This is a genomic window from Burkholderia sp. MBR-1 (genome assembly GCF_013822785.1).
Lineage (GTDB): Bacteria > Pseudomonadota > Gammaproteobacteria > Burkholderiales > Burkholderiaceae > Burkholderia > Burkholderia vietnamiensis.
In genome coordinates, this window is record NZ_CP053611.1 from 1088255 (window position 1) to 1112505 (window position 24251).

The following is a 24251-nucleotide window of genomic DNA, read 5'->3' on the forward strand; positions in this document are numbered from 1 at the left end:
CCAAACGATACGGAGATTTCCATGTCAACGACCCGCAATACGACCGGATGGCTCGCCGTGCGCCGCGAACTGACGACGCGCGGCAAGTGGACGCTCGGCATCGCGTCCTTCCTGCTGCCGTTCGCCGTCTGGTGCCTGGTCAGCTACGTGCCGTTCATTTGGCATCCGCAAATGCGCATCACGAATCCCGGCAGCGTCGACTATTTCCAGACCGGCATGCAGATCGACCGCGACGTGTTCGACGACGAGCTCGCGCATGCGCGCGCCACGCACGCGGCCGTGCCGGAGGGCGTGCGCGCGAATCCGGTGTACCTGCCGGCGCCGCATCAGGTGCTGCGCGCGTTCTATACCGCGTTCACGACGCCGCCCGCGTCGCGCGACGGCGTGTGGCTGCACGAGAGCCTGTGGCACAGCATCCGGATCATCTTCTGGGGCTTCGTGATCTCGTCGGCGATCGGCGTGCCGCTCGGCATCGTGTGCGGCACGTTCAGCGCGCTCGCGCGGCTGCAGGAGCCGTTCCTCGAATTCTTCCGCTACCTGCCGGCCCCGGCGTTCGGCGCGCTGATGGTCGCGATCCTCGGCATCTACGACGCGCCGAAGATCGCCATCATCGTGATCGGTACGCTGTTCCAGCAGGTGCTGATCGTCGCGAACACCACGCGCAAGCTCGAATACGGGCTGTTCGAGGCCGCGATGACGCTCGGCACCAACAAGCTGAAGCTGCTCACGCACGTCGTGATTCCGGGCGTGCTGCCCGACCTGTATCGCGACCAGCGCATCCTGCTCGGCTGGGCATGGACCTATCTGATCGTCGCGGAGCTCGTCGGCACCAGCTCGGGCATCACCTGGTACATCAGCCAGCAGGCGCGCTACCAGCATTTCGACAACGTCTACGCGGCGATCCTGATGATCGGGATCATCGGCGTCGGCACCGATCTCGCGCTCGGCGCGCTCGGCCGCCGGCTGTTTCCGTGGGACCGCACGCTCAAAGCGTGACGCCCGCTCGCGCATACCCATCGACCGATCGTTGCAGAGGCCATCATGCAGAACCCGCAAGCCGTTCCCGATTACCTGATTCAATCCGACGCGGTGCGCGAGCGCTTCGCGCGGCTCAAGGCCCGCGACGTGATCCTCGACGTGCGGCACGTCGGCAAGCGTTTCGCGACGCCGCAGGGCGAGTGCGTCGCGCTCGACGACATCAGCTTCCGCACGCACCGGCGCGAGTTCGTCTGCGTGATCGGCCCGTCGGGCTGCGGCAAGTCGACGTTGATCCGCATCCTGGCCGGGCTCGACACGCAGACGAGCGGTGAGGTGCTGCTCGACGGCAAGCCGGTGCAGGGGCCGGGCGCCGATCGCGGGATGGTGTTTCAGGGCTACACGCTGTTTCCGTGGCTCACCGTGAAGAAGAACGTGATGTTCGGCCTGCGGATGAACGGCAGCAGCAGCGGCGAGGCCGAGCGCGAGGCGCTGCAGTGGCTCGATCTGGTCGGGCTCACGCGCTTCGCCGACGTGTATCCGCACCAGCTGTCGGGCGGGATGAAGCAGCGCGTCGCGATCGCGCGCTCGCTCGCGAACCGCCCGCGCATCCTGCTGATGGACGAGCCGTTCGGCGCGCTCGACGCGCAGACGCGCGCGAAGATGCAGGCGCATCTGCTCGACATCTGGCGCAACATCGACGTGACGATTCTGTTCATCACGCACGATCTCGACGAGGCGATCCTGCTGGCCGACCGGATTCTGGTGCTGAAGGCGAATCCGGGCTCGGTGCACGAGTTGATCGAGGTGCCGGTGCCGCGGCCGCGCGACGGCTCGCAGGTCAATACGCCGGAGTTCATCGCGACGAAGGCGCGGCTCGACGCGCTGATCCATCCGAAGGAAGCCGCACCGGCGGACGACGACGGCGTCAGGCCGCACATGATCCGGATGACCGACGTGGCGGATAACGTCGAGTAGCGGTTCGATTCGTGGCGAGTGCGTGGTGTCGGCTTGCGGGCGTGGGTTGTACACGCGGCGGGGACGATCACGCTTTCGCGATGAACGCGGGCGGGTTCGGATAGCAACGCGTCGTCGCGTCGAAATGGCCGGGTCGTCCGCCAGGCGATGGCCATGTGTCTCGTGCTGCTCGACGGTCAGCCGGTGCACCGTCGCGCACGTCGGCGCGACGCGTGCTATCGCGACGATCGCGACGCCGACGGAGGCACGCTGACAGGCGGAACGCGAGCCGCCCACCGGGCGGCGCGTTCGAGTTGCGCCCGCGCCGAACGCGGCCGCGAGACGGTCGCCGATCGACAAGCCGCGCCCGCCCCAATACAACGAGCGGCACGGGCACCGCAGGCGTACCGCGCGCATTGAACCAAGACCGCGAACGGCGAACACCGATGCGACGGGTCGATGACTTCGCCTCAGAGATTGCGAGTCGTCCACCGTCGCGCGTGCGGCCGGCGCAAGCGACGGCGTCGGCCGCACGCCGTAGCCGTTGCCGTCAACAAGCCGAACGTTCGGCGTAACGCGTTGACCCGCCCGGCGAGTGCCAAGTGCTCGGCGCCGCTCACATTGCCCTTCCCGCGCACGCTGATGCGAGTGCGGGCTTCCCTCTCTCCATCGTTCGATCGGTCGCGATTCGTCTTCATCCCTGGTGCGGCCCACGTGTCCGTCCATCAATGAGCCTCCTCAGCGCGCGCGAACACGCCGGCAAGCGGCGCCGCGTCGAACGCGACGCCGTTTCCATGAATACCGAAATACGGGAATTCGCGATGTCTCGCAGCCTGACGGGCGGCGGCGGGACAGCAACCTGAACGACAGGAATTCGCAATTTAACCGGGTAAACGTGAATCCGTTCAGCCGCCGTTGTCAATAGCGATAGTTTGACAAATCCCGTATTTCGGGATTAAAGTGAATTCCACTTCGTCACCTACCCAGAGCCGCCGAATGGAAATCCCACACCTGGACACCGATGCCCGAACCCGCGATGGCGCGAGCATCGTGCTCGAAACGGCGCGCGAGCGCGGCGTCGACGTCTGTTTCGCGAATCCCGGCACGACGGAAATGCCGTTCGTCGTCGCGCTCGATCGCGTGGCGGGCGTGCGTCCGATCCTGGGGCTGTTCGAGGGCGTCTGCACCGGCGCCGCGGACGGTTACGGCCGGATGGCCGGCAAGCCCGCGATGACGCTGCTGCACCTCGGGCCGGGCCACGCGAACGGCATCGCCAACCTTCACAACGCCCGCCGTGCCCGCACGCCGATCCTGAACATCGTCGGCGATCACGCGCGCGCGCATCTGAAATACGACGCGCCGCTCACCTCCGACATCGAATCGCTCGCGCGGCCGGTATCGGTCTGGTATCGCAGCGTCGCGCATGCCGACGATCTGGCGCGCGACACCGCCGCCGCGATCGCGGCAGCGACCGCGGCGGCCTCGGGCGTCGCGACGCTGGTGCTGCCGGTCGATCTGCAGTCTGCGGCCGTGAACGAAACCGCATCGCAGCCGCGTGCGCAGGCCGCACCGGCCGTGCCCGCATTCGACGCGGCCCGGCTCGCACGGGTCGCGGACCTGTTGCGCACCGGCGTGCCCGCGGTGCTGCTGCTGGGCGCCCGAGCGCTGTCCGCGCGCGGCCAGAAGGCGGCAGCGCGGATTGCGGCGGCCACCGGCGCGGCTTGTTTCGGCGAAACCTTTCCCGCCCGCGCGGAGCGCGGCGGCGGCCTGCCGGACATCGACCGGCTGCCGTACTTTCCCGAGCCGGCGCGCGCGGCCCTCGCCGGGCGCAAGGTCGTGCTCGCCGGCGCGCTCGCGCCCGTCACGTACTTCGCATACGAAGGCATCCCGGGCGAGCTCGCGCCGCCCGAGGACCTCGTCACGCTGGCCGATCCGGGCGAGGCGGCCGACGCGGCGCTGGAAGCGCTCGCCGAAGCCGTCGGCGCGACGGCCGACGTCGACGGCGTGCGCGTCGCACGCTGGAACGTCGAAGCCGGCCCGCTGACGCCGCAGACGGCCGGGCGCGTGCTGGCCGACGCGCTGCCGGACGACGCGATCGTGTCGATCGAAGGCGGCACCTGCGGCTATCCGTTCGTGACGGCGTCGGCGCGCGCGCGCCGGCACACGATCCTCACGAACACCGGCGGGGCGATCGGCCAGGGGCTGCCGGTCGCGCTCGGCGCCGCCGTCGCATGCCCGGCGCGCCGCGTGTTCGCGCTGCAATCCGACGGCAGCGCGCAGTACACGATCCAGGCGCTGTGGACGATGGCGCGCGAGCGTCTGCCGATCGTGATGCTGATCGCATCGAACCGGCGCTACGCGATCCTGCAGACGGAACTCGCGCGCAACGGCCAGCCGGCCGACACGCCGCACGCGAGCCGGCTGACGCTGCTGGACGATCCGCCGATCGACTGGCTCGCGCTGTCGGCCGGCTACGGCGTGCCGGCCGAGCGCGTGAGCACGACGCAGGCGCTGTCGCGCGCGCTGGACGACGCGCTCGCGCACACCGACGGGCCGCGCCTCATCGAGATGTGCCTCGCCTAAGCGGGCGCTTGCCCGCTCCATCAATCCCGACTCTCACCATTTCTCGCCATGGATCTGCAACTCAACGGAAAGGCCGCGTTCATCACCGGCGGCAGCATGGGCATCGGCAAGGCCGTTGCGCTGGAGCTGGCCCGCGAAGGCGTCAACGTCACGATCGCGGCGCGGCGCATGGAACACCTGGAGGCCGCCGCCGCCGAGCTTCGCACGGCGCTCGAACCGCTCGGCAGCGCCGCGGGCGCGATCCTGCCGGTCACGCTCGACACGACCGACATGCGCTCCATCGAAGCGGCGATGGCGGCCAGCGTCGAACGTTTCGGACGCCTCGACGTCCTGCTCAACGGCGCCGCGCATCCGGGCGGCCTGGTGCGCGCGGAGCTGGAGCATGCGGACCCGCAGGGCCTGCTGCAGGACATCGACATCAAGGTGATCGGCTACCTGCGCTGCGCGAAGGCGGCCGCGCCGTACATGCGCCGCAACGGCTTCGGCCGGATCGTGAACGTCGGCGGCCTGACGGGCCGCGGCAGCAAGCAGCTGTCCGGCATGCGCAACGTGGCGATCGTGCATCTGACCAAGACGCTGTCCGATCAGCTCGGGCCGTTCGGCATCACGGTGAACACGATTCATCCGGGTGTGGTCGAGACGCCGCACATCCACGAACTCTACGAGAAGGAAGCGCACAAGCAGGGGCTGACGGCCGCCGAGGTCGAGGCCAACTACGTCAAGGCGACGCCGATCCGGCGCGTGCTGCAGCCCGAGGAGATGGGCTGGATCGTCGCGTTTCTCGCGTCGCCGAAAGCCGGCTCGATCACCGGCGAGTCGATCGGCTGCGACGGCGGGCTCACCCGCGGCATCTTCCTCTGATTTCCCCGACTTCCCCGACACAAGGAGCTTCCCATGACCGCAACCGTACTGGTCGCCACGGCCGGACAAGGCATCCTGCGCTCGAACGACGACGGCAAGACCTGGCATCGCCTCGGCCTGACCGAGCCGATCGAATTCGACGGCATCGTGCGCGCGCTCGCCGTGGACCCGGCCACGCCGTCGCGCGTGTATGCCGGCGCCGATGCGGGGCTGTGCATCAGCGACGACGGCGGCGCGCACTGGTATCGCCCCGCGAACGCGCTGAACGGGCAGACCGTCTGGTCCATCGCGATCGATCCGGCGAACCCGGCGGTGCTCTACGCGGGCACCGGCGCGCCGTCGCGGGCCGCGCTTTACAAGTCGACCGACGCCGGCATGAGCTGGACGCCGACGGCGCCCGTATTCCCCGAGTTCTGCTCCGGCGTCAACCGGCCGCGCCTGCTGACGATCTGCGTCGACCCGAGCGACAGCCGCAACGTGTGGTACGGCGTCGAGGAAGGCGGTGCATGGCGCAGCCGCGACGGCGGCGCGACCTGGGCGCGGGTGGACGGCCCAGGCACCGCGATCCGCAACAGCGACATTCACGCGATCGCCGTGTTGCCCGCGACGGCCGATACCGCGAAGACCACGCTGCTGCTGACGGTGAATGCCGTGTACGTGAGCGATGACGACGGACGGACGTGGGACGGCGAGCTGTCGCGCGAGCGTTTCGACGGGCTGTACTACACCCGCACGGTCGTGCCGCTGGCGACGCCCGACGGCGCACTGCTGATGGCGATCGGCGACGGCACGCCGGGCACGCAAAGCCGCATCTACCGCTCGACCGACCGCGGCCGCGCCTGGCGCGAGACGGACCTGCAGACGCCGCCGAACTCGACGTTCTGGGCGTTCGGCGTCCACGGCGCGCGCCCGGAGCTCGTCTATGCGGGCACCAAGTACGGCCACTTGTTCCGCTCGCGCGACGGCGGCCGGAACTGGACCAAGGAATGGCGCGATTTCAGCGAGATCACGGCGGTCGCATGGACGCCGTTCGAAGCGCCGCTCGTGGCCCATGCGCAATCCACGCACTGACCGGAGCCCGCGATGACGTCATCCGACTTCCGGCAGCAGGCCGAACGCGCGAACGCGAGCGGCCGGCCGATGCCGACGCCGCACATTCAGCGCACCCACTTGTCGCTGTTCGTGCGCGATCCGGTGCGCTCGAGCACCTGGTACGCCGACGTGCTCGGCATGAAGGAAACCGCGCGCGGCGATCAGTGGGTGTTCATGTCGTTCGGACAGAAGCATCACGACATCGCGCTGATCCGCGCGGCGTCCGATGCGGAGCTCGGCACGATCGGGCTGCAGCACTACGGCCTCGAAATCGCGGGCGGGCTGACCGAGCTGCGCCGCCTGTACGGCATGCTGATCCGCCGCCACGTGCCGATCGTCAAGATCACCGATCACAAGGTGGGCATCGGCGTGTACTTCAACGATCCGGACGGCAACCGCCTCGAGTTCTTCTGCGAGACCGTCACCGACGACGAGGAAGGCAAGCGCGTGCTCAACCGCTACCACGCGCCCAGCGATCCGATGCAGCTCGAACCGCTGTTCGACTAGCGTCGCCGCCGCCGTTGCCGCTCCGAACCACCGCACCTCCACACCATTGACCAGGGAATCCCGATGAGCAAGACCGCCAATTTCGAAGGCTTTCATATCCGCAAGTGGTACACGCAGATCGAGGATTCGCTCGCGAACGAGACCGGCCAGCTGGCCGACGGCGAACCGCTGCGCAAGATCGTGATCGCGGCGGCCGTCCACAATCCGTACGCCGGGCGTTTCAGCGAGAACCTCGACGACCTCGTGCGTCCGTCGCCCGCGCTCGGCCGCGAGTTCGCGCGACGCATCGAAGCGCTCGCGGCGGGGCGCGCGATCGAGAGCTACGGCAAGGCGTGTCTCGTCGGCTCGGCGGGCGAGTACGAGCACGGCAACGCGTTCCTCACGTCGATCTTCGCCGAACCGATCCGCGCGGCGCTCGGCGGCGGCAAGGCGTGGGTGCCGTCGAGCGGCAAGCGCGGCCCGATCAACACGGTGATCGACGTGCCGCTCGCGCACAAGGACGCGCTGTACGTGCGCTCGCACTACGACACCGTCACCTGCCTGTTCCCCGATGCGCCGAACGACGACGAAGTGCTGGTGATCTTCGCGTTCGCGACACGCGGCCGCCTGCATGCGCGGCTCGGCGGGCTGAAGGCGAGCGAGATCGTCGGCCGCGACGGTCTGGTCTGAATGCTGGCGCGGCGCGGAGGGCGAACGATGAACCGGGCATCCGGAACCGATGGATGGATCGTCAGCGACGGCTTGCGGCTGCACTACGTCAGCTGGGGGCGCGACGATGCGCCGGCCGTGGTGATGCTGCATGGCCTGCGCAGCTACGCGCAGACGTGGGCCGACGCGGCGCATGCGCTGACCGACCGCTACCGCGTCGTCGCGCTCGATCAGCGCGGGCGCGGCGCGAGCGACTGGGACCCGCGGCGCGAATATTACGCGGCGGCCTATGTGCGCGATCTCGACGCGCTGGTACGGGCGCTCGGCCTGCGGCGCTTCGTGCTCGTGGGCCATTCGATGGGCGGCGCCAACGCGTTCGTCTATGCGGGCCGCGATCCGGAGCGGCTCGCCGGCCTCGTGATCGAAGACATGGGCCCCGGTGCGTCCGTCGGCTCGCAAGGATCGGCGCGCATCAAGCGCGAGCTGCTGGAAACGCCCGACGGGTTCGCGACGTGGGCCGACGCGCGCGCGTTCTGGCGCCGCCAGCGGCCGAACCTGCCGGAGGCGGCGCTCGATTCCCGCGTCGCGCATTCGCTGCGGGAGGACACGCCCGGACGCATCGTCTGGCGGCACGACGCCGCGGGAATCGCGGCCGCGCGGCTCGCCGCGACACCCGAGCAACTGGTCGACCTGTGGCCGCTGATACGGAGCCTGCGGGTGCCGACGCTGCTGCTGCGCGGCGGCGACTCCGACTTCCTGTCCGCGCAGGTCGCGGCCGACATGAGCGCGGCCAACGCCGTGATCGAGCGGGTCGATATCGCGGGCGCGACGCACTACGTGCATGACGATCGGCCCGCGGCGTTCAACGGCGCATTGCGCGAATGGCTCGACCGTCTCGACGATCCGGCATGGCGCGCGGGGGAGCGGGGCGCATGAAAGCGGACAACCGGAACCGGACCTCGGTCGCGATCGTCGGCGCGGGGCCGAACGGCGCGGCGCTGGCGAACCTGCTCGGCCTGTATGGCGTCGATACGGTCGTGGTCGAGCGGGCGCCGCAGATCGTCGACTTCCCGCGCGCGGTCGGCATCGACGACGAAGCGCTGCGGCTGTTCCAGACTGCCGGCGTGGCCGACGAGCTGAGTCGCGACATCATCCAGAACGTGCCGTTGCGGATGTTCAATGCGCGCGGCGAATGCTTCGCCGACGTGCGTCCGTCGGTCCGCGAGTTCGGCTGGTGGCGGCGCAACATCTTCATGCAGCACCTGGCTGAGCGCACGTTGCGCGATGCGCTGGCGCGCTATCCGCACGTGTCGCTGCGCACCGGCGAGGAAGTCGTCGGGCTGGAGCAGGACGACGCGCACGTGACGCTGCGGGTGCAGGGCGCCGACGGGCAGCACTATGCGCTCGACGCCGATTACGTGGTGGCGGCCGACGGCGGGCGCAGTCCGCTGCGCGAGATGCTCGGCATCCCGCTCGCCGGCACGACGCATCCGATGAAGTGGGTCGTGGTCGACGTGAAGAACGCCGGCCTCGACCAGCCCTGCACCGCGCTGAACTGCGACCCGCGCCGCCCGAACGTGTGCATCTATCTGCCGTTCAACTACCGGCGCTGGGAGTTTCTCGTGTTTCCGCACGAGGACGAACAGGCGATCGCGCAACCGGAGTCGATACGCGCATTGATCGCACCGTACGTCGCAGACGTCGAGCGGCTGGAGATCGTCCGGGCGCGCACCTACACGCATCACTCGCGCGTGGCGGAGCGCTTCGTCGCGGGCCGCATAGCGCTCGTCGGCGATGCCGCGCATCTGAGCCCGCCGTGGATCGGGCAAGGGCTGAATGCGGGCCTGCGCGACGTGGGCAACCTCGCGTGGAAGCTGGCCGGGATCGTCCACGGTACGTTGAACCCCGGCGTGCTCGCGACCTACGAAACGGAGCGCCGCGCCCATGCGAAGGCGATGATCGACCTCGCGGACACGTTCGGCGCGATGCTGATGCCGACCAGCCGTCCGGTCGCATTCCTGCGCGATCGGCTGCTCGCGGCCGCGCGGTTTGCGCCGGGCCTGAAGGACTACGTGCTGCAAATGCGTTTCAAGCCGATGCCGAGCTATACGCGCGGGATCGTGGTGACGGGCGCATCGGATGCGTCGGGCGCGATCGGCCGGATGATCGTCCAGCCCGACGTCGAAACGGCCGACGGTGTGCGCCGCAAGCTCGACGACGTGCTCGGCCCGTGGTTTTCGATCATCGGCTGGCAATGCGATCCGCAAGCGAGCCTGAGCGACGACGATCGCGCGTTCTGGACCGCGCTGGGCGCGAAGTTCGTGCAGATCGTCCGGTCGCGCAGCGGCACGTGCCGCGAGCAGCGCATCGCGAGCGCGCACGGCAGCGAGTGCGTCGAAGACGTCGACAACGCGATGGCCGACTGGTTCGACCGGCATGCGGGGCCGCTGGTCGTCGTCCGTCCGGACCGGTACGTCGCCGCGCAGACCGACGCGATCGGCATCGCCGGCGTGACGGCCGCGTTCCGCGCATTCGCGCCGCAGCAGCAAGCGGAGGCCGCGCATGTTTGTTGAGCAACGCATCTATACGCTGGTGCCCGGCGGCGTCGCCGAGTATCTGCGGCTCTATGCGGAGTGCGGTCGCGCGCCGCAGGAGCAGGCGCTCGGCACGATGGTCGGCTGTTTCACGACCGAAGTCGGGCCGCTGAACCAGCTCGTGTATCTGTGGGCCTTCGATTCGCTCGACGAGCGCGCACGGCGTCGCGCGGCGCTGATGGCCGATCCGGCGTTCGGCGTGTTCCGCGGCAAGGTGCGGCATCTGCTGGTCCGGCAGGAGAACCGGATTCTCCGGCAGGAAATCGGCGGTTTGCTGGCCTGGCCGCAACCGGCGGCGTGACCTGCCGGTCGTCGTGCCGGCGGCGGTCACGCGCCGCGCCGGCGCCCTTCATGCAATTCCACGTGAGGCACCCGCGTTGATTCCGTTTACTCCGCTGACTTCCCGGATGAGCTCCGGCGTCCGACACGACTACGCGCCGCTTCGGCTGTACATCGACGGCAGGTTCCACGATGCCGACGGCCGGCGCACGCAACCGGTCGTCGATCCCGGGACCACACGCGTGCTCGGCGAGCTGCCGCATGCGACGGCGCACGACATCGACGCCGCGGTGCAGGCCGCGCATCGCGCATTCGTCACGTGGCGGCACGAGTCGCCGCTCGTGCGTTCCGACCTCCTGCGGCGCGCCGCCGCGCTCGCGCGCGAGCGCGCCGAGACCATCGGCCGGCACATCACGATGGACCAGGGCAAGCCGCTTCGCGAGGCGATCGCCGAGGTCGTGTCGGCGGCCGAGCAGCTCGAATGGCATGCGGAGGAGGGACGCCGCACCTACGGGCGGGTCGTGCCGGCCCGTTCCCCGGACGTCATGCAGACGGTGCTGCGCGAGCCGATCGGCGTATGCGCGGCGTTCTCGCCGTGGAACTTTCCGTTCAGCCAGGCGATGCACAAGATCGCGGCCGCGCTGGCGTCGGGATGCACGCTGGTGCTGAAAGGGCCGGAGGAATCGCCGAGCGCGATCGTCGCGCTCGCGCAGCTGTTTCACGATGCCGGCTTGCCGCCCGGCTGCCTGAACATCGTCTGGGGCGTGCCGGGCGACGTATCGAAGCAGCTGATCGAAGCGCCGCTGGTGCGCAAGATTTCGTTCACCGGATCGGTGCCCGTCGGCAAGCAACTGGCGGCGCTCGCCGCGTCGCTGATGAAGCGCATGACGATGGAGCTGGGCGGTCATGCGCCGGTGCTCGTCTGCGCGGACGCCGACGTCGAGCGCGCCGCGGCGATGCTGGCCGCGTACAAGTTTCGCAACGCCGGGCAGGTGTGCGTATCGCCGACGCGGTTCTTCGTGCAGCGCGCGGCGTTCGACCGGTTCGTCTGTGCCTATCTCGACGCGGTGGGCACGATCCGCGTCGGCTACGGGCTGGACGCGGGCGTGACGATGGGGCCGCTCGCGCATGCGCGGCGCGTGGACGAGATCGACGCCTTCGTGGCCGATGCAACGGCCAAAGGCGCGCAGATCGCCACGGGCGGCATGCGCCTGCCGGGGCCCGGCTACTATTTCGCGCCGACGGTCGTGCTCGGCCCGGCGCGCGATACGCGGTTGATGAACGACGAGCCGTTTGGCCCGATCGTGGGCATCGTGCCGTTCGACGATCTCGACGATGCGCTCGCCGAAGCCAACCGTCTGCCGTTCGGGCTCGCGTCGTACGCATTCACGACGTCGGCGCGCAACGCGCACCGGATCAGCCGCGCGCTCGAGGCCGGCATGGTCAACATCAATCACTTCGGCATGGGGCCGGCGGAAATTCCGTTCGGCGGCGTGAAGGACAGCGGCTTCGGCAGCGAAGGCGGCACGGAAGCGTTCGACGGCTATCTCGTCACGAAATTCGTCACGCAGATGAATTGACCGGCGGGCGCCTGCCGCCGATCGTGCGCGGCGCGGCGCGTGTTCAGGTGGCTGCGCCGATCTGCGCGGTGGCGTCGATCAGCAGTTTGCCGAGCACCTGCTCGTCGAACAGCGCGAAGTGCTCGGCGCGGAACACGAGCGACAGGCTGCTGTTGATTTCGCCGCTGCTGGCCGTGCGGATCGGTGCGGCGATACCGACGAAACCCGCGTCGAGTTCGCCGCGCGAAATCCAGTAGCCGGACTCGACGATCTGCTGGCAGTGGCGCCAGAACGCCGTCCAGTCGGTCGCGAATTCGCCGAGCTCCGCGTTGTGTCGTTCGTGCAGGCGCTTCAGGCGCGCGCGCGACATCGCGGCGACGATCACCTTCGACGAGGCGCCGACGAACAGCGGCATGATGCGGCCGCGCCCGAAGCCCAGCTGCAGGTTTTCGGCGCCGGACTCGTGCATCACGTTGATGATCTGCTCGTCGAACAGCGTCGACACGAGCGCGTCGCCGCCGGTGACCTGGACCAGATGCTGAATCACCGGTTTCGCCGCATTCAGCGTCGGGTCCGACTGCCGCATGTTGTAGTCGAGATGGATGATGCGCGGCCCGAGCGTATAGCGGCCATTGCTGCCGACGAGCAGGCCGACGGACGCCAGTTCCTTCACGTAGCGGTAGCACGTGGTGCGCGAGAAGCCCATGTGTTCGGCGATCTCCTCGGCCGTCATCGACGTCGCGGACGACGAGAAGACGTCAAGGATGGACAGCATTTTGGTCAGGCTCGACATGACGTGATCCGGGTTCAGACGGGTTGCGGCAACCGAACGAGCGGCGCGACGGCGTTGCAGCGCAAGCGGGCCGGCGCACGCTGCCGCTGCGCCGGCGACAGGGCCGTAGTCTAACTGAAGTCGGTCGCGCGGCGCCCGACCGCAGGGCGCGCAGCACCGGCCAGCAACGACGGATTTCGATAGGCATCCCTACATGAAGAGGAGAGTGAAGATGAAGACGTGGATCCGCGTGCTGGCAATCTACGGATGCGGCAGCGCCGTGCCGGCGTTCGCGCAATCGAGCGTGACGCTCTATGGTTCGCTGGACACCGGCGTCACCTATACGAGCAATGTCGCGTCGGCGCCGCGCGGCGGCCGCCAGCTCGCGTTGCAGGCCGGCGTGGCGCGCAACGACGTCTGGGGGCTGACGGGCCGGGAGGATCTCGGCGGCGCGAACTTTGCGGTCTTCCGGCTCGAAAGCCAGTTCCAGACCTCCGACGGCACGCTCACCGTGCCGGGCGCCGCGTTCAGTTCGCAAGCGTACGTCGGGCTCGGCGGGGACTGGGGAACCGTGACGCTCGGCCGTCAGTTCGATTTCGTCGGCGATCTGATGCCGGCCTTCGCGATCGGCGCGAATACGCCGGCCGGCCTGCTTGCATGGGGCTTGCCGGCGAATGCGTCGGCCGGCGGCGCGCTCGACAACCGCGTCTGGGGCGTGCAGGTGAACAACGCGGTGAAGTACGTGAGTCCGACCTTCGGCGGCGTGTCGTTCGGCGGCATGTGGGGGTTCGGCAACGTACCGGGCACGGTCGCGCGCAGCAGCGTGCAGAGCGCGATGGTGTCGTACACGCAAGGCGCGTTCAGCGCCGCGCTCGTGTATTTCGGCCAGCACGACGTGACCTCCGGCGGCAATCTCCGCAACTTCTCGGGCGGCGCCGGCTACGACGTCGGCCGGCTGCGTGTGTTCGGCATGGTGTCGGACGTACGGATCAGCGCGGCCGCACCGCTGCGGGCCACGACCTACGATGCCGGGCTGACCTATGCAGTGACGCCGTCGCTGCAACTTGGCGGCGGCTTCCAGTTCCAGCAACGCGGCGGCGATACGGGCTCGGCCAACCAGCTCACGCTGACGGCCGACTATTCGCTGTCGAAACGGACCGGCCTGTATGCGGTATTCGCGCGCGGGCACGACAGCGCGTACGGCGCACAGGTCGAGGCCGCGCTCGGCGGCGCGGCGTCCGGGTCGACCCAGAGCGCGGTCCGCGTGGGCCTGCGCCACCAGTTCTGATGGTGCGGCGCGCGACGGCCGGCACGCGCAACGCGCGGCCGCCGTCGCGCCGCGCGCATGTCAGAAGCGATGCATCATCCCGATGCGCAACGCGAGCTGGTTGCGGCCCGACGACTGTCCGGCGGTGCCGAGCACGTGCGCATGATCGAAGTCGGTGCCGGTGTTGCCGGTCGCATGCTGGTACGCACCCTGGATGTACGTGGAGGTCCGCTTGCTGAGGTCGTAGTCGAGCATCATCGACAGCTGGTGCCAGCTCGGCGAGGCGTCGCCCGCCGCCGTCGCGACGCGCGCGTGCGTATAGGTGTAGGCGGCGCCGAACCACACGTCGGGCAGGAGGAAATACTGGCCGTTGACCTCGAAATTGTCGAACTTCCACGCGTTCTGCGAGCCCGTCGCAGGCTGGTTCGTGAAGTAGACGTTCGCCTCGGGGCTGTAGACATCGACGTGCGAATAGGCGGCGGACAGTGTCAGCTTGTCATTGAACTTGTACGACGCGCCGACGTCGATGTTCTGCTGCGAACGGCCGCTGAAAACCGTATCGTCGCTCGACAACGCGCCGGCCGCCGTCGCGCCGCCGTTGTTGGCCTTCAGATACGCGACGGCGGCGGAGAACGCACCGGCCTGGTACTGCATCGCGGCGCTGTAGACGCGGTTGCGGGCGAAGCCGCCCGCCTGATTCGAGAGCCCGTAGAGCACTTCGCCCTTGAAGCCGCCGTACGTCGGCGACACGTACTTGACGCTGTTCTGGATGCGGTAGTCCCAGTCGGCGTTGTCGTTGTCGTACGGGTGGGCGCCGAAGTCGCCGAGCCAGTTGCCGGCGGCCGCGAACGGGCTCCACATGTCGAGCGTGGGGTCGTACTGACGGCCCAGCGTGAGTGTGCCGAAGCGATCGGAATCGAGCCCGACGTAGGCCTGCCGGCCGAACATCCGCGACGCGACGCCGAGCGCGCCGGTGCTTGCGTTGAAACCATTCTCGAGCTGGAAGATCGCCCGCAGCCCGCCACCGAGATCTTCCGTCCCCTTCAGCCCCCAGTTGCTGCCGACGGTGTCGCCGCTGACCATCTGGTAGGCGCGGCTTCCGGCCGCGTTGCTCGTGAAATTGATGCCTTGGTCGATCGATCCGTAAAGCGTCACGCTGCTCTGCGCGTGAGCGCCCAGGTTGAACCCCATCGCGCAGGCCGCCGTGACGGCCGCTACGGCCGCAATCCTCTTTTTCATTGTCGATCTCCGGGTGACGCAGGAATGGCAGCCCGCGTCGCGACGGGCACGCACGCGCCTCCCGCCGGATCAGGATCTGCCATCGGTTAGTAAGACGAAAGACGTGACGTGGAACGAGCCGGGCCGCGACGAGCGGCCCGGTGGTGAAGCGTCGGGTGGTGCGCGCAGGCGCGCGGCGACGGCGTTACAGCATGCGTCGCAACACGTCGTTCTCGCGGTTCGGATCGAAGAAGCGGTGCTTCAGCGCGGCGAGCACGTGCAGCACGACGAGCGCGAGCAGCGTGTAGGCGAGCGTCCTGTGCAGCCACTGGAACGCGACGAACCAGTGGTCGTTCTTCGCCAGCAGCTCGGGCACGCGCAGACCGAAGAACGGCACGCCGTCGCTCTGCGTATAGGTGCTCGACATCGAATAGCCCATCAACGGCACGACGACGGCCAGCGCGTACAGCAGGTAATGGGCGAGCTTGGCGAGCTTGCGGTCGAGTTTCGGCAGGCTCGCCGGCAGCGGCGGCAACGTCTGCATCGAGCGGATCGCCAGTTGGGTCAGGACCACCAGCAGCGTGAGCACGCCGAATTCCTTGTGGGTCGGGTAGTACCAGTCGAATTTGGCGGGCAGGTTGTCGTCGAGCCGGACCATCGTCCATCCGGTCCACAGCTGCGCACCGATCAGGATCGCCCTGAGCCAATGAAGCAGCCGAAGCGTGAGCGGATACTTGTGCGCTGGAATTGCAATAGCCTGGTCGTTCATCTGGATGGTCTCTCGTGTAGGCACAACTGCGAAGGGCGGGATGTCGAACGCCGGCGTCGACATTCCGCGCCGTATGGGGCAACTCGCGCCGGGCCGATGCCCCCGACCGCCGCGCGGCGCACGCGTCGTCGAAACGACGCGCGTGCGGCCGATGCGCCGCGTCGTCAGGCGATCGCTCGCGCGTCCGCGCAGCACTCCTGCAGCGCGTCGCGCAGCGCATGCGCGATGAGGTCGGTCTCTTCCGGCTGCAGCGTCAGCGGCGGCGACATCACGATCTTGTTGGCGATCGCCCGGACCAGCACGCCGCGCTTGCGTGCGGCATCCGCCACGCGCGCCGCGAACCCCTTGCCGGGATCGAGCGGCGTGCGGCTCGCCTTGTCGGTCACGAGATCGAGCGCCAGCATCAGCCCCTTGCCGCGCACGTCGCCGACCGTTTCGAAGTCGCGCGTCAACGGCAGCAACTGCTCGAGCAGGCGTTGGCCCATGCGCGCCGCGTTGCCCGGGAGATCCTCGGCTTCGACGATGTCGAGTACGGCGAGCGACGCGGCGCAGGCGAGCGGATGGCCGCTGTACGTATAGCCGTGCATGACGACGTGCGAGAAGCCCGCGCCGTGCTCGATCGCTTGCGCGATCCGGCCGTTGTACAGCGTCGCGCCGAGCGGCACGTAGCCGGCCGAAATGCCCTTGGCGACGCACAGGATGTCGGCGGCGACGCCCCAGCCGCGGCTGCCGAGCATGCTGCCGGTGCGACCGAAGCCGGTCACCACTTCGTCGGCGATCAGCAGGATGCCGTGCCGGTCGCATACGTTCCGCACGCGCGCCCAGTAGCTGGCCGGCGGGACGATCAGGCCGCCGGCGCCCTGCACCGGCTCCGCGACGAACGCCGCGATGGTCTGCTGGCCATGAAAGGCGATCGTGTCCTCCAGTTGCCGGATGCAGTGTTCGACCAGCTGGTCCGGATCATCGCAGTTCCACGGATTGCGATACAGCCACGGGGTATCCAGCAGCACGCAGCCGGGCAGCAACGGACCGTGATTGTAGTGGTAGACGCCGTTGCCGCCGATCGACGTGCCGCCCATGTGCACGCCGTGATAGCCGTTGCGCAGCGACAGGAACTTCGTGCGCGACGGCTCGCCCGCGGCGACCCAGTACTGGCGCGCCATCTTCAGCGCGGTCTCGATCGCGTCGGAGCCGCCGCTGCCGAACATGACGCGCTGCATGTCCTCCTGCTCGAACATCGCGCACAGGCGGTCGGCCAGATCGTAGACGCGCGGGTGGGCCACGCCGTCGAAGGTCTGATAGTAGGACAGCTCGTCCATCTGGCGCGCGATCGCGGCCTTCACTTCCGGCCGGTTGTGGCCGACGTTGACGTTCCACAGGCCGCCGACGCCGTCGAGCATGCGGTGGCCTTCGACGTCGTACACGTAGTTGCCGTCGCCGCGGGCGATGATGACCGTCGGGGTCGTATGCCCGGCCGCGGCCGAGCTCATCGGGTGCCAGAATCGCTTTTGTCGCTTTTGGTAGTCCATGAGGTATCTCTCTTCAAGTGCGTGAACACGGTGCGGCGCGGCGTGCGCCGCGACATCACAGCGCGGCCGTGACGATCTTTTCCTCGAGGTACGAATCGAGCGCGGCCTTCGACAGGTCGCGCCCGATCCCGCTTTGCCGGGTGCCGCCCCACGGCAGGCGCGCATCGATCGGGCTCCATGCGTTGATGGCGACCGCGCCGACGTCGAGCCGTTCGGCGACGCGGTGCGCGGTGCCGACATCCTGCGTCCAGACCGAGGCGGACAGGCCGAACGGCGTGTCGTTGGCGATCCGGATCGCATCGTCCTCGGTCTCGAACGGCATCACCATGCCGACCGGGCCGAACACTTCTTCGCGCGCGATGCGCATGCCCGGATGCACGCCGCCGAGTATCGTCGGGCGCATGAAGCAGCCGCGCGGCGGCACCTGTTCGTCGCCGGCGAGCATGACCGCGCCTTCGGCCAGCGCCGCCGCGACGTGCGCCCGCACGCGTGCGAGATGCCGCGGGTTGATGAGCGCGCCCATCTGCACGCCGGCCTCGGTCGGCGGCCCGACGCGGATGGTGCGTGCCGCGTCGGCGAGCCGCGCTTCGAGTGCGTCCGCGATCGACCGGTGCGCGAGCACGCGCGAGCCGGCCGCACACGTCTGCCCCTGGTTCGCGAACATGCCGGCCACCAGCGACGGGATCGCGCGGTCGAGATCGGCATCCGCGAAGACGATCTGCGCGGCCTTGCCGCCGAGCTCGAGCGTGACGCGCTTGAAGGTGCGCGCCGCATCGCAGGCGATCGTGCGGCCGACTTCGGTACTGCCGGTGAAACTGATCTTGCTGACGAGCGGATGCGCGACGAGCGCAGCGCCGACCTCGGCGCCCATGCCGTGCACGATGTTGACGACGCCGGCCGGCAGGCCGGCTTCGCACGCGAGCTTGCCGAGCCGCGCCACGGCGAGCGGCGCATCCTCGGACGGCTTGATCACCACCGGGCAGCCGGCCGCGAGTGCCGGTGCGAGCTTCCATACGGCGATCATCAGCGGCGCGTTCCACGGCACGATCTGGCCGGCGACGCCGACCGGCGCGCGCCGCGTGTAACTGAGCGTCGGGCGGCCCATGAAGCCGTCGGTCGGGATCGTCCGGCCCTCGAGCTTGTCGGCCCATCCGGCGAAATAGCGCAGCGTGTCGATGGTCATCGGCAGGTCCATCATGCGCATCTCGGCCGGTGGCCGCCCTTGTTCGACGGCGAGCAGGCTCTCCAGCGCTTCGCTTTCGCGCTCGACGAGGTCCGCCAGCCGATACAGCCAGCGGGCGCGGGCCGCGCCGCCGGCGCGGGCCCATGCGTCGTCGTGCAATGCGTCGTGGGCGGCGCGCACGGCGCGATCGACGTCGTCGGCGCTCGAGGCGGGAACGGTGCAGATGCAGTCTCCGGTCGCGGGCGCCAGCTTGTCGAAGGTGCGGCCGGTGGAGGCATCGCAATGCCGGCCGCCGATCAGGTTCTGGATTTTCATCATGGTGTCCGTGTGTCACAGGTACGAAGCGTCGGGCCGATCGGGCGGGGCGATGACGGCTGCCACGGCCGCGGTCCAACGTCGGATTCACTGTATGTCGATGAAACGGCGCGCGTTGTCCGCTATCGGCAATCGCTGCCGCGCGTATCGGTCAGGGAATACCCGTGCCGACGGCGGCGCGACGCGTCTATGCATAGACGCGCCCGCGGCGGGATTGCGATGGGAATGCGGTGGGATTGCGGCGCGGCGGCAGCGCTGCGCGCGCCGGGCCGCGCTTACTGGGCGGCGCGCCCGAGTTCGCGGTACAGGTCGGGATCGCTGCGCTTCAATCGCAATGCGGCGCGAATGCCGAGCGCGCCGATGGCGAGCAGGAAATACGGAAACATCGCGACGAACGCGGAGTCCGATCCGCTCAGCACCGACAGGTTGCGCACCACCAGCACGAGACATGCGCCGAGCGCGACCACGCTGATGAGCGGCGCGATCAGGCGGTGCACGATCGAGGCGTCCCGATGGTCGCGCGCGAAGAAGGCGATCACCGACGTCGCCACGAGGATCTGCACGGCGATGATGCCGATCGTCGCGAGCGCGCTCATCCACGAGAACACGATGGCGAACGGGTCGAGCCGGAACGCGGCCGAGCCGACGATCGCCGCGAGCGCGATCACCGTCTGCACCTTGCCCGCGACGTCGGGGCAGCGATGCACGGGGCACGTATGGCCGAGCTTGCGCCACAGCACGCGTTCCCGCCCCATCGCGTAGAAATAGCGCGTGATCGTGTTGTGGAACGACAGGATGGCCGCGAACAGGCTCGTGACGAGCAGCACGTTCATCGCATCGGTGGCGATGTTGCCGAGCAGCCGGCTGCTGACGGCGAACCACAGATTGGCCGGATCGCGGGCCGCTTGCGCGGCGATGTGGCCTTCGCCCCACGCCTCGACGATCGCCCATGACGACAGCGCGTAGAACACCATGATGAGGATCACGGCCAGGTACGTCGCGCGCGGGATCGTGCGCTTCGGGTCGCGCGCCTCCTCGGAGAAGATGGCCGTGGCCTCGAAGCCCATGTACGAGCCGAGGACGAACACGAGCGCGGTGCCGAGGCCCGGCACGAACACCGCCGTGGGCATGAACGGCCTCGCGCTGAAGCCGCCGGCAGTCGCGCCGTGCGCGACGATCGCGACGTCGAGCAGCATCACGATCGCGATCTCGCCGAGCATCAGCAGGCCGAGCAGCCGTCCGCTGAACTCGATGTGTCGCGCGCCGCAGAGATGCACGGCGGCGACGCAGGCCAGCGCGAACGCCCACCACGGCACGTCGACGCCGTAATGCTGCTGGACGGCGTTGTTGAGAAAGAAGCCGAACATGCTGTAGATCGCGATCTGCACCGCGTTGTACGCGACGATCGCGACGAATGCGCCGCCCACGCCGACGGGCCGCCCGAGCCCGTTCGCGATGTACGCATAGAAGGCGCCCGCGTTGGAGATATGCCGGCTCATCGCCGCGTATCCGATGCTGAAGATCAGGTACATCACGCCGGCCAGCACGAAGACGCCGGGCACGCCGGGGCCGTTGCCGAGCGAGAACGCCGCCGGTGTCGCGCCGACCATCGCGGTGAGCGGCGCGGCCGCGGCGACGACGAAGAAGACGATGTGTGAGAGTCCGACCGCGTTCCTGCTGAGCCCCGCGTCGGACCGGGATGACGATTCGTTCATGAGTAGTCCCGCTGGCCGGATCGTCCGTCAGGAAGCGACCACGGCATGCCTGATCAATGTCCGTGCGCCGCGGGACCATCCTGACGATCCGGCAACGGGAGCTGCCGTGCGGCGACGACACAGGTGTGTGCTTCGACGGCCGCCCGGTCACGCATCTGGTGCATGCGTGCGAACGGGCCGACGCCAGAATTTAGGGTGCCGAAATCCGGGACGTTGTCCGCTATCGGCAATCCGCGCGCGCCGTGCGGCAGGGAATTACCCGGATACGGCGCGCGGCCGCGGCGGCGGCGGTTCAGCTCAGGCGCGGCGTGTGCGACGGCAGCTCGTGGAAATGTTGCTGGTAGTACGCGGAGAAGCGCCCGAAATGACAAAAGCCGAATTGCGCCGCCGCGTCGCCGATCCGCATCGTCTCGGGTGTCGTCATCAGGAAGCGGCGCACCGCGTTGAGCCGGATCGAGCGCAGGTAGGCGGTCGGCGTGGTGCCGACGACGTTCTGAAAGCTGTATTGCAGCGTGCGGCGGCTGATTCGGAGGTGATGGCAGAGATCGATCACCGTCGGCACGTCGTCGCATTCCAGTGCGATTTCCTGGCTGCGCCGCACGATGTAGCTTTGCGTCGACGCCGACGGCAGCGCGCCCGCATCCGCTTCGTCCGACTGTACGAGGTCGAGCAGGATGCCGACCACGTTATGGGCGAGCACGCGTTCGTCGAACGCGTCGCGGGCCGTGAGCGAACCGTGGTCGAGCGCCTGGCAGAGCACGCGCTCGAGGCCGTCCAGCGCCGTGCGGTAGCGCACCGGCGAGATCGGCAGCACCGGTTGCCGGAGGACGCGCGCGGGCAGGTTCGCCAGTTCGTCGAGCGCGTGATCGGCCGTGAGCGTGCGATCGATCGTGAAGGCGAGCACTTCGGTGTCGCACGGAAGATGCGCGACGAACTCTTCGCCGCCGCGCAGCGTGAGCAGGCTCGGACGCGCGACGGTGCGCCCCTGCACGATCGGTGCGGCCGTGTTCGCGATCGGCAGCGCGAAGCAGAGGCGGCCGCGCGGCGCGAGGCCGTGCTGCATGACACGCTGGTTGATCCGTTCGCGGAACACGTGAAAGCGCTGGCCGGCGACCTGGCGCAGCGTCGTCGTGGCGATGCCCGGACTGATCTGGTCGTAGTGCTGCGACCAGTTCACGATGGCCTGCGAATGGAGGAAGACGTCCGAGAAGCAGCGGGATTCGGCATGCAGGTTCATGGTGTCGCTGAGGCGCCCCATCTCAAATTCAATGCCGGCCGAAGCCGGCTCATGCTGCCCGGCGCGGGTCACGGGAATCGCGCAATGCGCGGCCCGCCGCGGCGTTGCGCTGAAGGCGGCCGGTCACGGGACCGGTCGTGCAGACGATCATATCCAGAAAAAAACCGCGGGGTGACGCGGTCTGCGGGGACCGTAATGAAGTGAAGCGACCGCTGGAAACGGGACCGACCGCGGGTGCTGGCTGCCGTAATCGTCCACGTCGTGTCGGTGAATCCCATTATAGGGGATTCAATTTAATGTCGAGAGCGGGTTTACGCATGGTGTCGCCGAGTGGTTCTGGCGCCGCCGCGACGGGCGAGAGCGCGGATCGAAGACAGGGCGGAAGGCGTCGCCTTCGAGTGGGGGTAGACGCGCGCGGACGGCAAATCGCGCCGTTCTCCGCGCCGACCGCCTCGGGGCCCCACCCGTTACCGGGCGCCGGGCAGAGCGCCGCCGGCCCGAATCTCGCGTCGCCCGTGCTCCGCCGCCGCGCGCGGGCCGCAGGCGGCGTGAAGCAAGCTGCTCGTCTCGCCGGCTTGGTTGATGACTGAAGCCAGATTCCCGATTCCGGGACATTGATGAATGAGGTGCGGATTGAATCTCATGTAAACCACCTATTAGTACCAAATTACGGGATTCATATAATCCGTTCATGCGGCCTGGCATCGGTGCCCGTTCGCTCGACGCGTTTCGGCATGCCGGGGCGCGGCTTCATCGGGGCAGCCGTCCGGACGCCAGGACGACGGCCTCGCCCCCTGCCATGCGGCGGCGAGCGGCTGCCGCGAGCGACGTTCATCTTCCGGGAGCCGTCGATGTCCGAGTCATCCTCTGCGTTCCTGTACCGCCGGGTCGCGCTGCGCGTGATTCCGTTTCTGTTCGTCTGCTACGTGGTCAACTTCATCGACCGCGTGAACATCGGCTTCGCCAAGCTGCAGTTCCTGCAGGACCTCGGCCTGAGCGAGGCCGCGTTCGGGGCCGCGACGGCCATCTTTTTCATCAGTTACGCGGCGTTCGAGGTGCCGAGCAATCTGGTGCTGGCGCGGATCGGCGCGAGCCGGACGCTGATGCGCATCATGGTGCTGTGGGGGCTGTGCACGATCGCGCAGATGTTCGTGACGGGCAGCGTGTCGCTGTACGTCGTGCGCTTTCTGCTCGGCGCGGCCGAGGCCGGCTTCTTTCCGGGCCTCATCCTGTATCTGTCGTACTGGTTTCCGGATGCCGTGCGCGCGCGCGTGAACAGCGTGCTGCTGCTCGCCGTGCCGGTGGCCGGGATGATCGGCGGGCCGCTGTCCGGCTGGATCATGGCGCACCTGCAGGACGCGCTCGGGTTGCGCGGCTGGCAGTGGCTGTTTCTGATCGAAGGTCTGCCGGCCATCGCGCTGGGCCTGATCGCGCCGCTGATGCTGAGCGACCGGCCGGAACAGGCGGCGTGGCTGTCGGCCGCGGACCGGCACGCGCTGTTGCGCGACCTGCAGGCCGAGCGGGCCGCTGCCGTCGTCGGGCATGACGGGGCCGGCGTGCTCGACGTTCTCCGCAACGGCCGCGTGCTCGGGCTCGCGGCGATCTATTTCTGCGTCTACGTCGGGATGGGCGCGGTGACGTTCTGGTCGCCGTCGGTGTTGAAGGCGTCCGGGGTGGCGACCGTGTCCGGCGTCGGCTGGCTGTCCGGGCTGATTTCGGTCTTCACGATGATCGGCAACGTCGCGATCGCGTGGAGTTCGGACCGGCACGGCGAGCGGCGCTGGCATACGGTCGCGTGCATGCTCGTCACCGCGTGCAGCCTGCTGCTCCTGCGGTTCGCGGCCGGGCACGTCTGGATGACCGTGACGCTGCTGGCCGTCGCGCAGCTGTGCGCGTTCACCGTGCCGATCGTGTTCTGGACGATTCCGGCGGCGCAGCTCACCGGCCGCGCCGCGGCGGCGGGCATCGCGGCGATCAGCATGCTCGGCTCGCTCGGCGGCGCGTTCAGTTCGTGGCTCGTCGGCGTGCTGTTCACGCGCACCGGCGCGCCGTATGCGGGGCTGGCGGTGGTTGCGATGCTGCTGATGCTCGGCGCGCTGCTGGTGACGAACCTGGTGCCGCGCACACTGCGGTCGCCGCGCGTGAGCGGCGAGCGCGCAGCGTAGCCGCGGCATGACGCTGCGCGGCAGGC

21 protein-coding genes are annotated in these 24251 nt (G+C 68.8%); 14 read left to right on the forward strand and 7 right to left on the reverse strand.

Annotation, left to right across the window (positions count from 1 at the left end; translation table 11 throughout):
• Nucleotides 1-21 precede the first annotated feature (21 nt).
• The 12 genes from MBR110_RS29195 (at nt 22) to MBR110_RS29245 (ending at nt 12076) form a co-directional block, all read left to right on the forward strand.
• Nucleotides 22-996 carry an ABC transporter permease gene (locus tag MBR110_RS29195; RefSeq protein WP_011879728.1) on the forward strand — a complete coding sequence of 325 codons (975 nt, stop codon included), beginning with the start codon at nt 22-24 and terminating at the stop codon, nt 994-996.
• A 45-nt stretch (nt 997-1041) separates the two neighbouring features.
• Complete coding sequence (locus MBR110_RS29200; protein WP_059453770.1) at nt 1042-1953, forward strand: ABC transporter ATP-binding protein; 912 nt, start codon at nt 1042-1044, stop codon at nt 1951-1953.
• Between the two features lie 707 nt (nt 1954-2660).
• Nucleotides 2661-2795 carry a hypothetical protein gene (locus MBR110_RS32405; RefSeq protein WP_257785823.1) on the forward strand — a complete coding sequence of 45 codons (135 nt, stop codon included), beginning with the start codon at nt 2661-2663 and terminating at the stop codon, nt 2793-2795.
• A gap of 133 nt (nt 2796-2928) precedes the next feature.
• Complete coding sequence (locus MBR110_RS29205; RefSeq protein ID WP_014725543.1) at nt 2929-4515, forward strand: acetolactate synthase large subunit; 1587 nt, start codon at nt 2929-2931, stop codon at nt 4513-4515.
• A 48-nt stretch (nt 4516-4563) separates the two neighbouring features.
• Nucleotides 4564-5376 carry an SDR family NAD(P)-dependent oxidoreductase gene (locus tag MBR110_RS29210; RefSeq protein WP_011879732.1) on the forward strand — a complete coding sequence of 271 codons (813 nt, stop codon included), beginning with the start codon at nt 4564-4566 and terminating at the stop codon, nt 5374-5376.
• A 33-nt stretch (nt 5377-5409) separates the two neighbouring features.
• Nucleotides 5410-6447, forward strand: coding sequence for a sialidase family protein (locus MBR110_RS29215; RefSeq protein WP_034194345.1), 1038 nt, complete (start codon nt 5410-5412; stop codon nt 6445-6447).
• A 12-nt stretch (nt 6448-6459) separates the two neighbouring features.
• Nucleotides 6460-6975 carry a VOC family protein gene (locus MBR110_RS29220; RefSeq protein ID WP_034194346.1) on the forward strand — a complete coding sequence of 172 codons (516 nt, stop codon included), beginning with the start codon at nt 6460-6462 and terminating at the stop codon, nt 6973-6975.
• A 63-nt stretch (nt 6976-7038) separates the two neighbouring features.
• Complete coding sequence (locus MBR110_RS29225; RefSeq protein ID WP_011879735.1) at nt 7039-7644, forward strand: amino acid synthesis family protein; 606 nt, start codon at nt 7039-7041, stop codon at nt 7642-7644.
• A gap of 27 nt (nt 7645-7671) precedes the next feature.
• Nucleotides 7672-8559, forward strand: a complete 888-nt coding sequence (locus MBR110_RS29230) for an alpha/beta fold hydrolase (RefSeq protein WP_060081080.1) — start codon at nt 7672-7674, stop codon at nt 8557-8559.
• Nucleotides 8556-10196 (forward strand): bifunctional 3-(3-hydroxy-phenyl)propionate/3-hydroxycinnamic acid hydroxylase, encoded by a 1641-nt coding sequence (locus MBR110_RS29235; RefSeq protein WP_060081079.1) that lies wholly within the window; start codon nt 8556-8558, stop codon nt 10194-10196. Before MBR110_RS29230 ends, MBR110_RS29235 begins: the two co-directional genes overlap by 4 nt.
• A complete protein-coding gene (locus MBR110_RS29240; protein WP_014725548.1) occupies nt 10186-10518 on the forward strand; it encodes an NIPSNAP family protein in 333 nt (110 codons plus the stop codon). Before MBR110_RS29235 ends, MBR110_RS29240 begins: the two co-directional genes overlap by 11 nt.
• A 106-nt stretch (nt 10519-10624) precedes the next feature.
• A complete protein-coding gene (locus MBR110_RS29245; protein WP_060081063.1) occupies nt 10625-12076 on the forward strand; it encodes an NAD-dependent succinate-semialdehyde dehydrogenase in 1452 nt (483 codons plus the stop codon).
• Nucleotides 12077-12119: 43 nt separating this feature from the next.
• Here MBR110_RS29245 and MBR110_RS29250 read toward each other — a convergent pair whose 3' ends face one another.
• Entirely contained in the window at nt 12120-12848 is a 729-nt protein-coding gene (locus tag MBR110_RS29250) for an IclR family transcriptional regulator (RefSeq protein ID WP_011879740.1), read from the reverse strand.
• A gap of 211 nt (nt 12849-13059) precedes the next feature.
• Between MBR110_RS29250 and MBR110_RS29255 the strand changes: the two genes are divergently transcribed.
• A complete protein-coding gene (locus MBR110_RS29255; RefSeq protein WP_014725551.1) occupies nt 13060-14115 on the forward strand; it encodes a porin in 1056 nt (351 codons plus the stop codon).
• A 60-nt stretch (nt 14116-14175) separates the two neighbouring features.
• Here the strand turns inward: MBR110_RS29255 and MBR110_RS29260 are convergent, their stop codons facing one another.
• From MBR110_RS29260 to MBR110_RS29285, 6 genes are all read right to left on the reverse strand, one after another.
• A complete protein-coding gene (locus tag MBR110_RS29260) occupies nt 14176-15333 on the reverse strand; it encodes a porin (protein ID WP_176000541.1) in 1158 nt (385 codons plus the stop codon).
• A gap of 184 nt (nt 15334-15517) precedes the next feature.
• Nucleotides 15518-16081: a cytochrome b gene (locus MBR110_RS29265; protein ID WP_014725553.1), complete on the reverse strand. Its 564-nt coding sequence runs from the start codon at nt 16079-16081 to the stop codon at nt 15518-15520.
• 164 nt (nt 16082-16245) lie between these two features.
• Nucleotides 16246-17610 carry an aspartate aminotransferase family protein gene (locus MBR110_RS29270; RefSeq protein WP_041494339.1) on the reverse strand — a complete coding sequence of 455 codons (1365 nt, stop codon included), beginning with the start codon at nt 17608-17610 and terminating at the stop codon, nt 16246-16248.
• A 55-nt stretch (nt 17611-17665) separates the two neighbouring features.
• Entirely contained in the window at nt 17666-19111 is a 1446-nt protein-coding gene (locus MBR110_RS29275; RefSeq protein WP_014725554.1) for an aldehyde dehydrogenase family protein, read from the reverse strand.
• 272 nt (nt 19112-19383) lie between these two features.
• Nucleotides 19384-20823 (reverse strand): APC family permease, encoded by a 1440-nt coding sequence (locus tag MBR110_RS29280; protein ID WP_181709602.1) that lies wholly within the window; start codon nt 20821-20823, stop codon nt 19384-19386.
• Nucleotides 20824-21115: 292 nt separating this feature from the next.
• The gene (locus tag MBR110_RS29285) at nt 21116-22081 is read right to left on the reverse strand and encodes a helix-turn-helix domain-containing protein (RefSeq protein WP_014725556.1); all 966 of its coding nucleotides are present in this window, start codon (nt 22079-22081) and stop codon (nt 21116-21118) included.
• Nucleotides 22082-22911: 830 nt separating this feature from the next.
• Here MBR110_RS29285 and MBR110_RS29290 point away from each other — a divergent pair.
• On the forward strand, nt 22912-24225 hold the full coding sequence (locus MBR110_RS29290) for an MFS transporter (protein WP_034194350.1): 1314 nt from the start codon (nt 22912-22914) through the stop codon (nt 24223-24225).
• Nucleotides 24226-24251 lie beyond the last annotated feature (26 nt).

Excerpts from the sequence above, each read along its gene's own strand:
- MBR110_RS29290 (WP_034194350.1), top strand. The coding sequence starts at position 22,912 with ATGTCCGAGTCATCCTCTGCGTTCCTGTACCGCCGGGTCGCGCTGCGC.
- MBR110_RS29260 (WP_176000541.1), bottom strand. The coding sequence starts at position 15,333 with ATGAAAAAGAGGATTGCGGCCGTAGCGGCCGTCACGGCGGCCTGCGCG.
- MBR110_RS29215 (WP_034194345.1), top strand. The coding sequence starts at position 5,410 with ATGACCGCAACCGTACTGGTCGCCACGGCCGGACAAGGCATCCTGCGC.
- MBR110_RS29195 (WP_011879728.1), top strand. The coding sequence starts at position 22 with ATGTCAACGACCCGCAATACGACCGGATGGCTCGCCGTGCGCCGCGAA.
- MBR110_RS29265 (WP_014725553.1), bottom strand. The coding sequence starts at position 16,081 with ATGAACGACCAGGCTATTGCAATTCCAGCGCACAAGTATCCGCTCACG.
- MBR110_RS29220 (WP_034194346.1), top strand. The coding sequence starts at position 6,460 with ATGACGTCATCCGACTTCCGGCAGCAGGCCGAACGCGCGAACGCGAGC.
- MBR110_RS29245 (WP_060081063.1), top strand. The coding sequence starts at position 10,625 with ATGAGCTCCGGCGTCCGACACGACTACGCGCCGCTTCGGCTGTACATC.
- MBR110_RS32405 (WP_257785823.1), top strand. The coding sequence starts at position 2,661 with ATGAGCCTCCTCAGCGCGCGCGAACACGCCGGCAAGCGGCGCCGCGTC.
- MBR110_RS29225 (WP_011879735.1), top strand. The coding sequence starts at position 7,039 with ATGAGCAAGACCGCCAATTTCGAAGGCTTTCATATCCGCAAGTGGTAC.
- MBR110_RS29205 (WP_014725543.1), top strand. The coding sequence starts at position 2,929 with ATGGAAATCCCACACCTGGACACCGATGCCCGAACCCGCGATGGCGCG.
- MBR110_RS29210 (WP_011879732.1), top strand. The coding sequence starts at position 4,564 with ATGGATCTGCAACTCAACGGAAAGGCCGCGTTCATCACCGGCGGCAGC.
- MBR110_RS29270 (WP_041494339.1), bottom strand. The coding sequence starts at position 17,610 with ATGGACTACCAAAAGCGACAAAAGCGATTCTGGCACCCGATGAGCTCG.
- MBR110_RS29280 (WP_181709602.1), bottom strand. The coding sequence starts at position 20,823 with ATGAACGAATCGTCATCCCGGTCCGACGCGGGGCTCAGCAGGAACGCG.
- MBR110_RS29230 (WP_060081080.1), top strand. The coding sequence starts at position 7,672 with ATGAACCGGGCATCCGGAACCGATGGATGGATCGTCAGCGACGGCTTG.
- MBR110_RS29250 (WP_011879740.1), bottom strand. The coding sequence starts at position 12,848 with ATGTCGAGCCTGACCAAAATGCTGTCCATCCTTGACGTCTTCTCGTCG.
- MBR110_RS29275 (WP_014725554.1), bottom strand. The coding sequence starts at position 19,111 with ATGATGAAAATCCAGAACCTGATCGGCGGCCGGCATTGCGATGCCTCC.
- MBR110_RS29240 (WP_014725548.1), top strand. The coding sequence starts at position 10,186 with ATGTTTGTTGAGCAACGCATCTATACGCTGGTGCCCGGCGGCGTCGCC.
- MBR110_RS29200 (WP_059453770.1), top strand. The coding sequence starts at position 1,042 with ATGCAGAACCCGCAAGCCGTTCCCGATTACCTGATTCAATCCGACGCG.
- MBR110_RS29235 (WP_060081079.1), top strand. The coding sequence starts at position 8,556 with ATGAAAGCGGACAACCGGAACCGGACCTCGGTCGCGATCGTCGGCGCG.
- MBR110_RS29285 (WP_014725556.1), bottom strand. The coding sequence starts at position 22,081 with ATGGGGCGCCTCAGCGACACCATGAACCTGCATGCCGAATCCCGCTGC.
- MBR110_RS29255 (WP_014725551.1), top strand. The coding sequence starts at position 13,060 with ATGAAGACGTGGATCCGCGTGCTGGCAATCTACGGATGCGGCAGCGCC.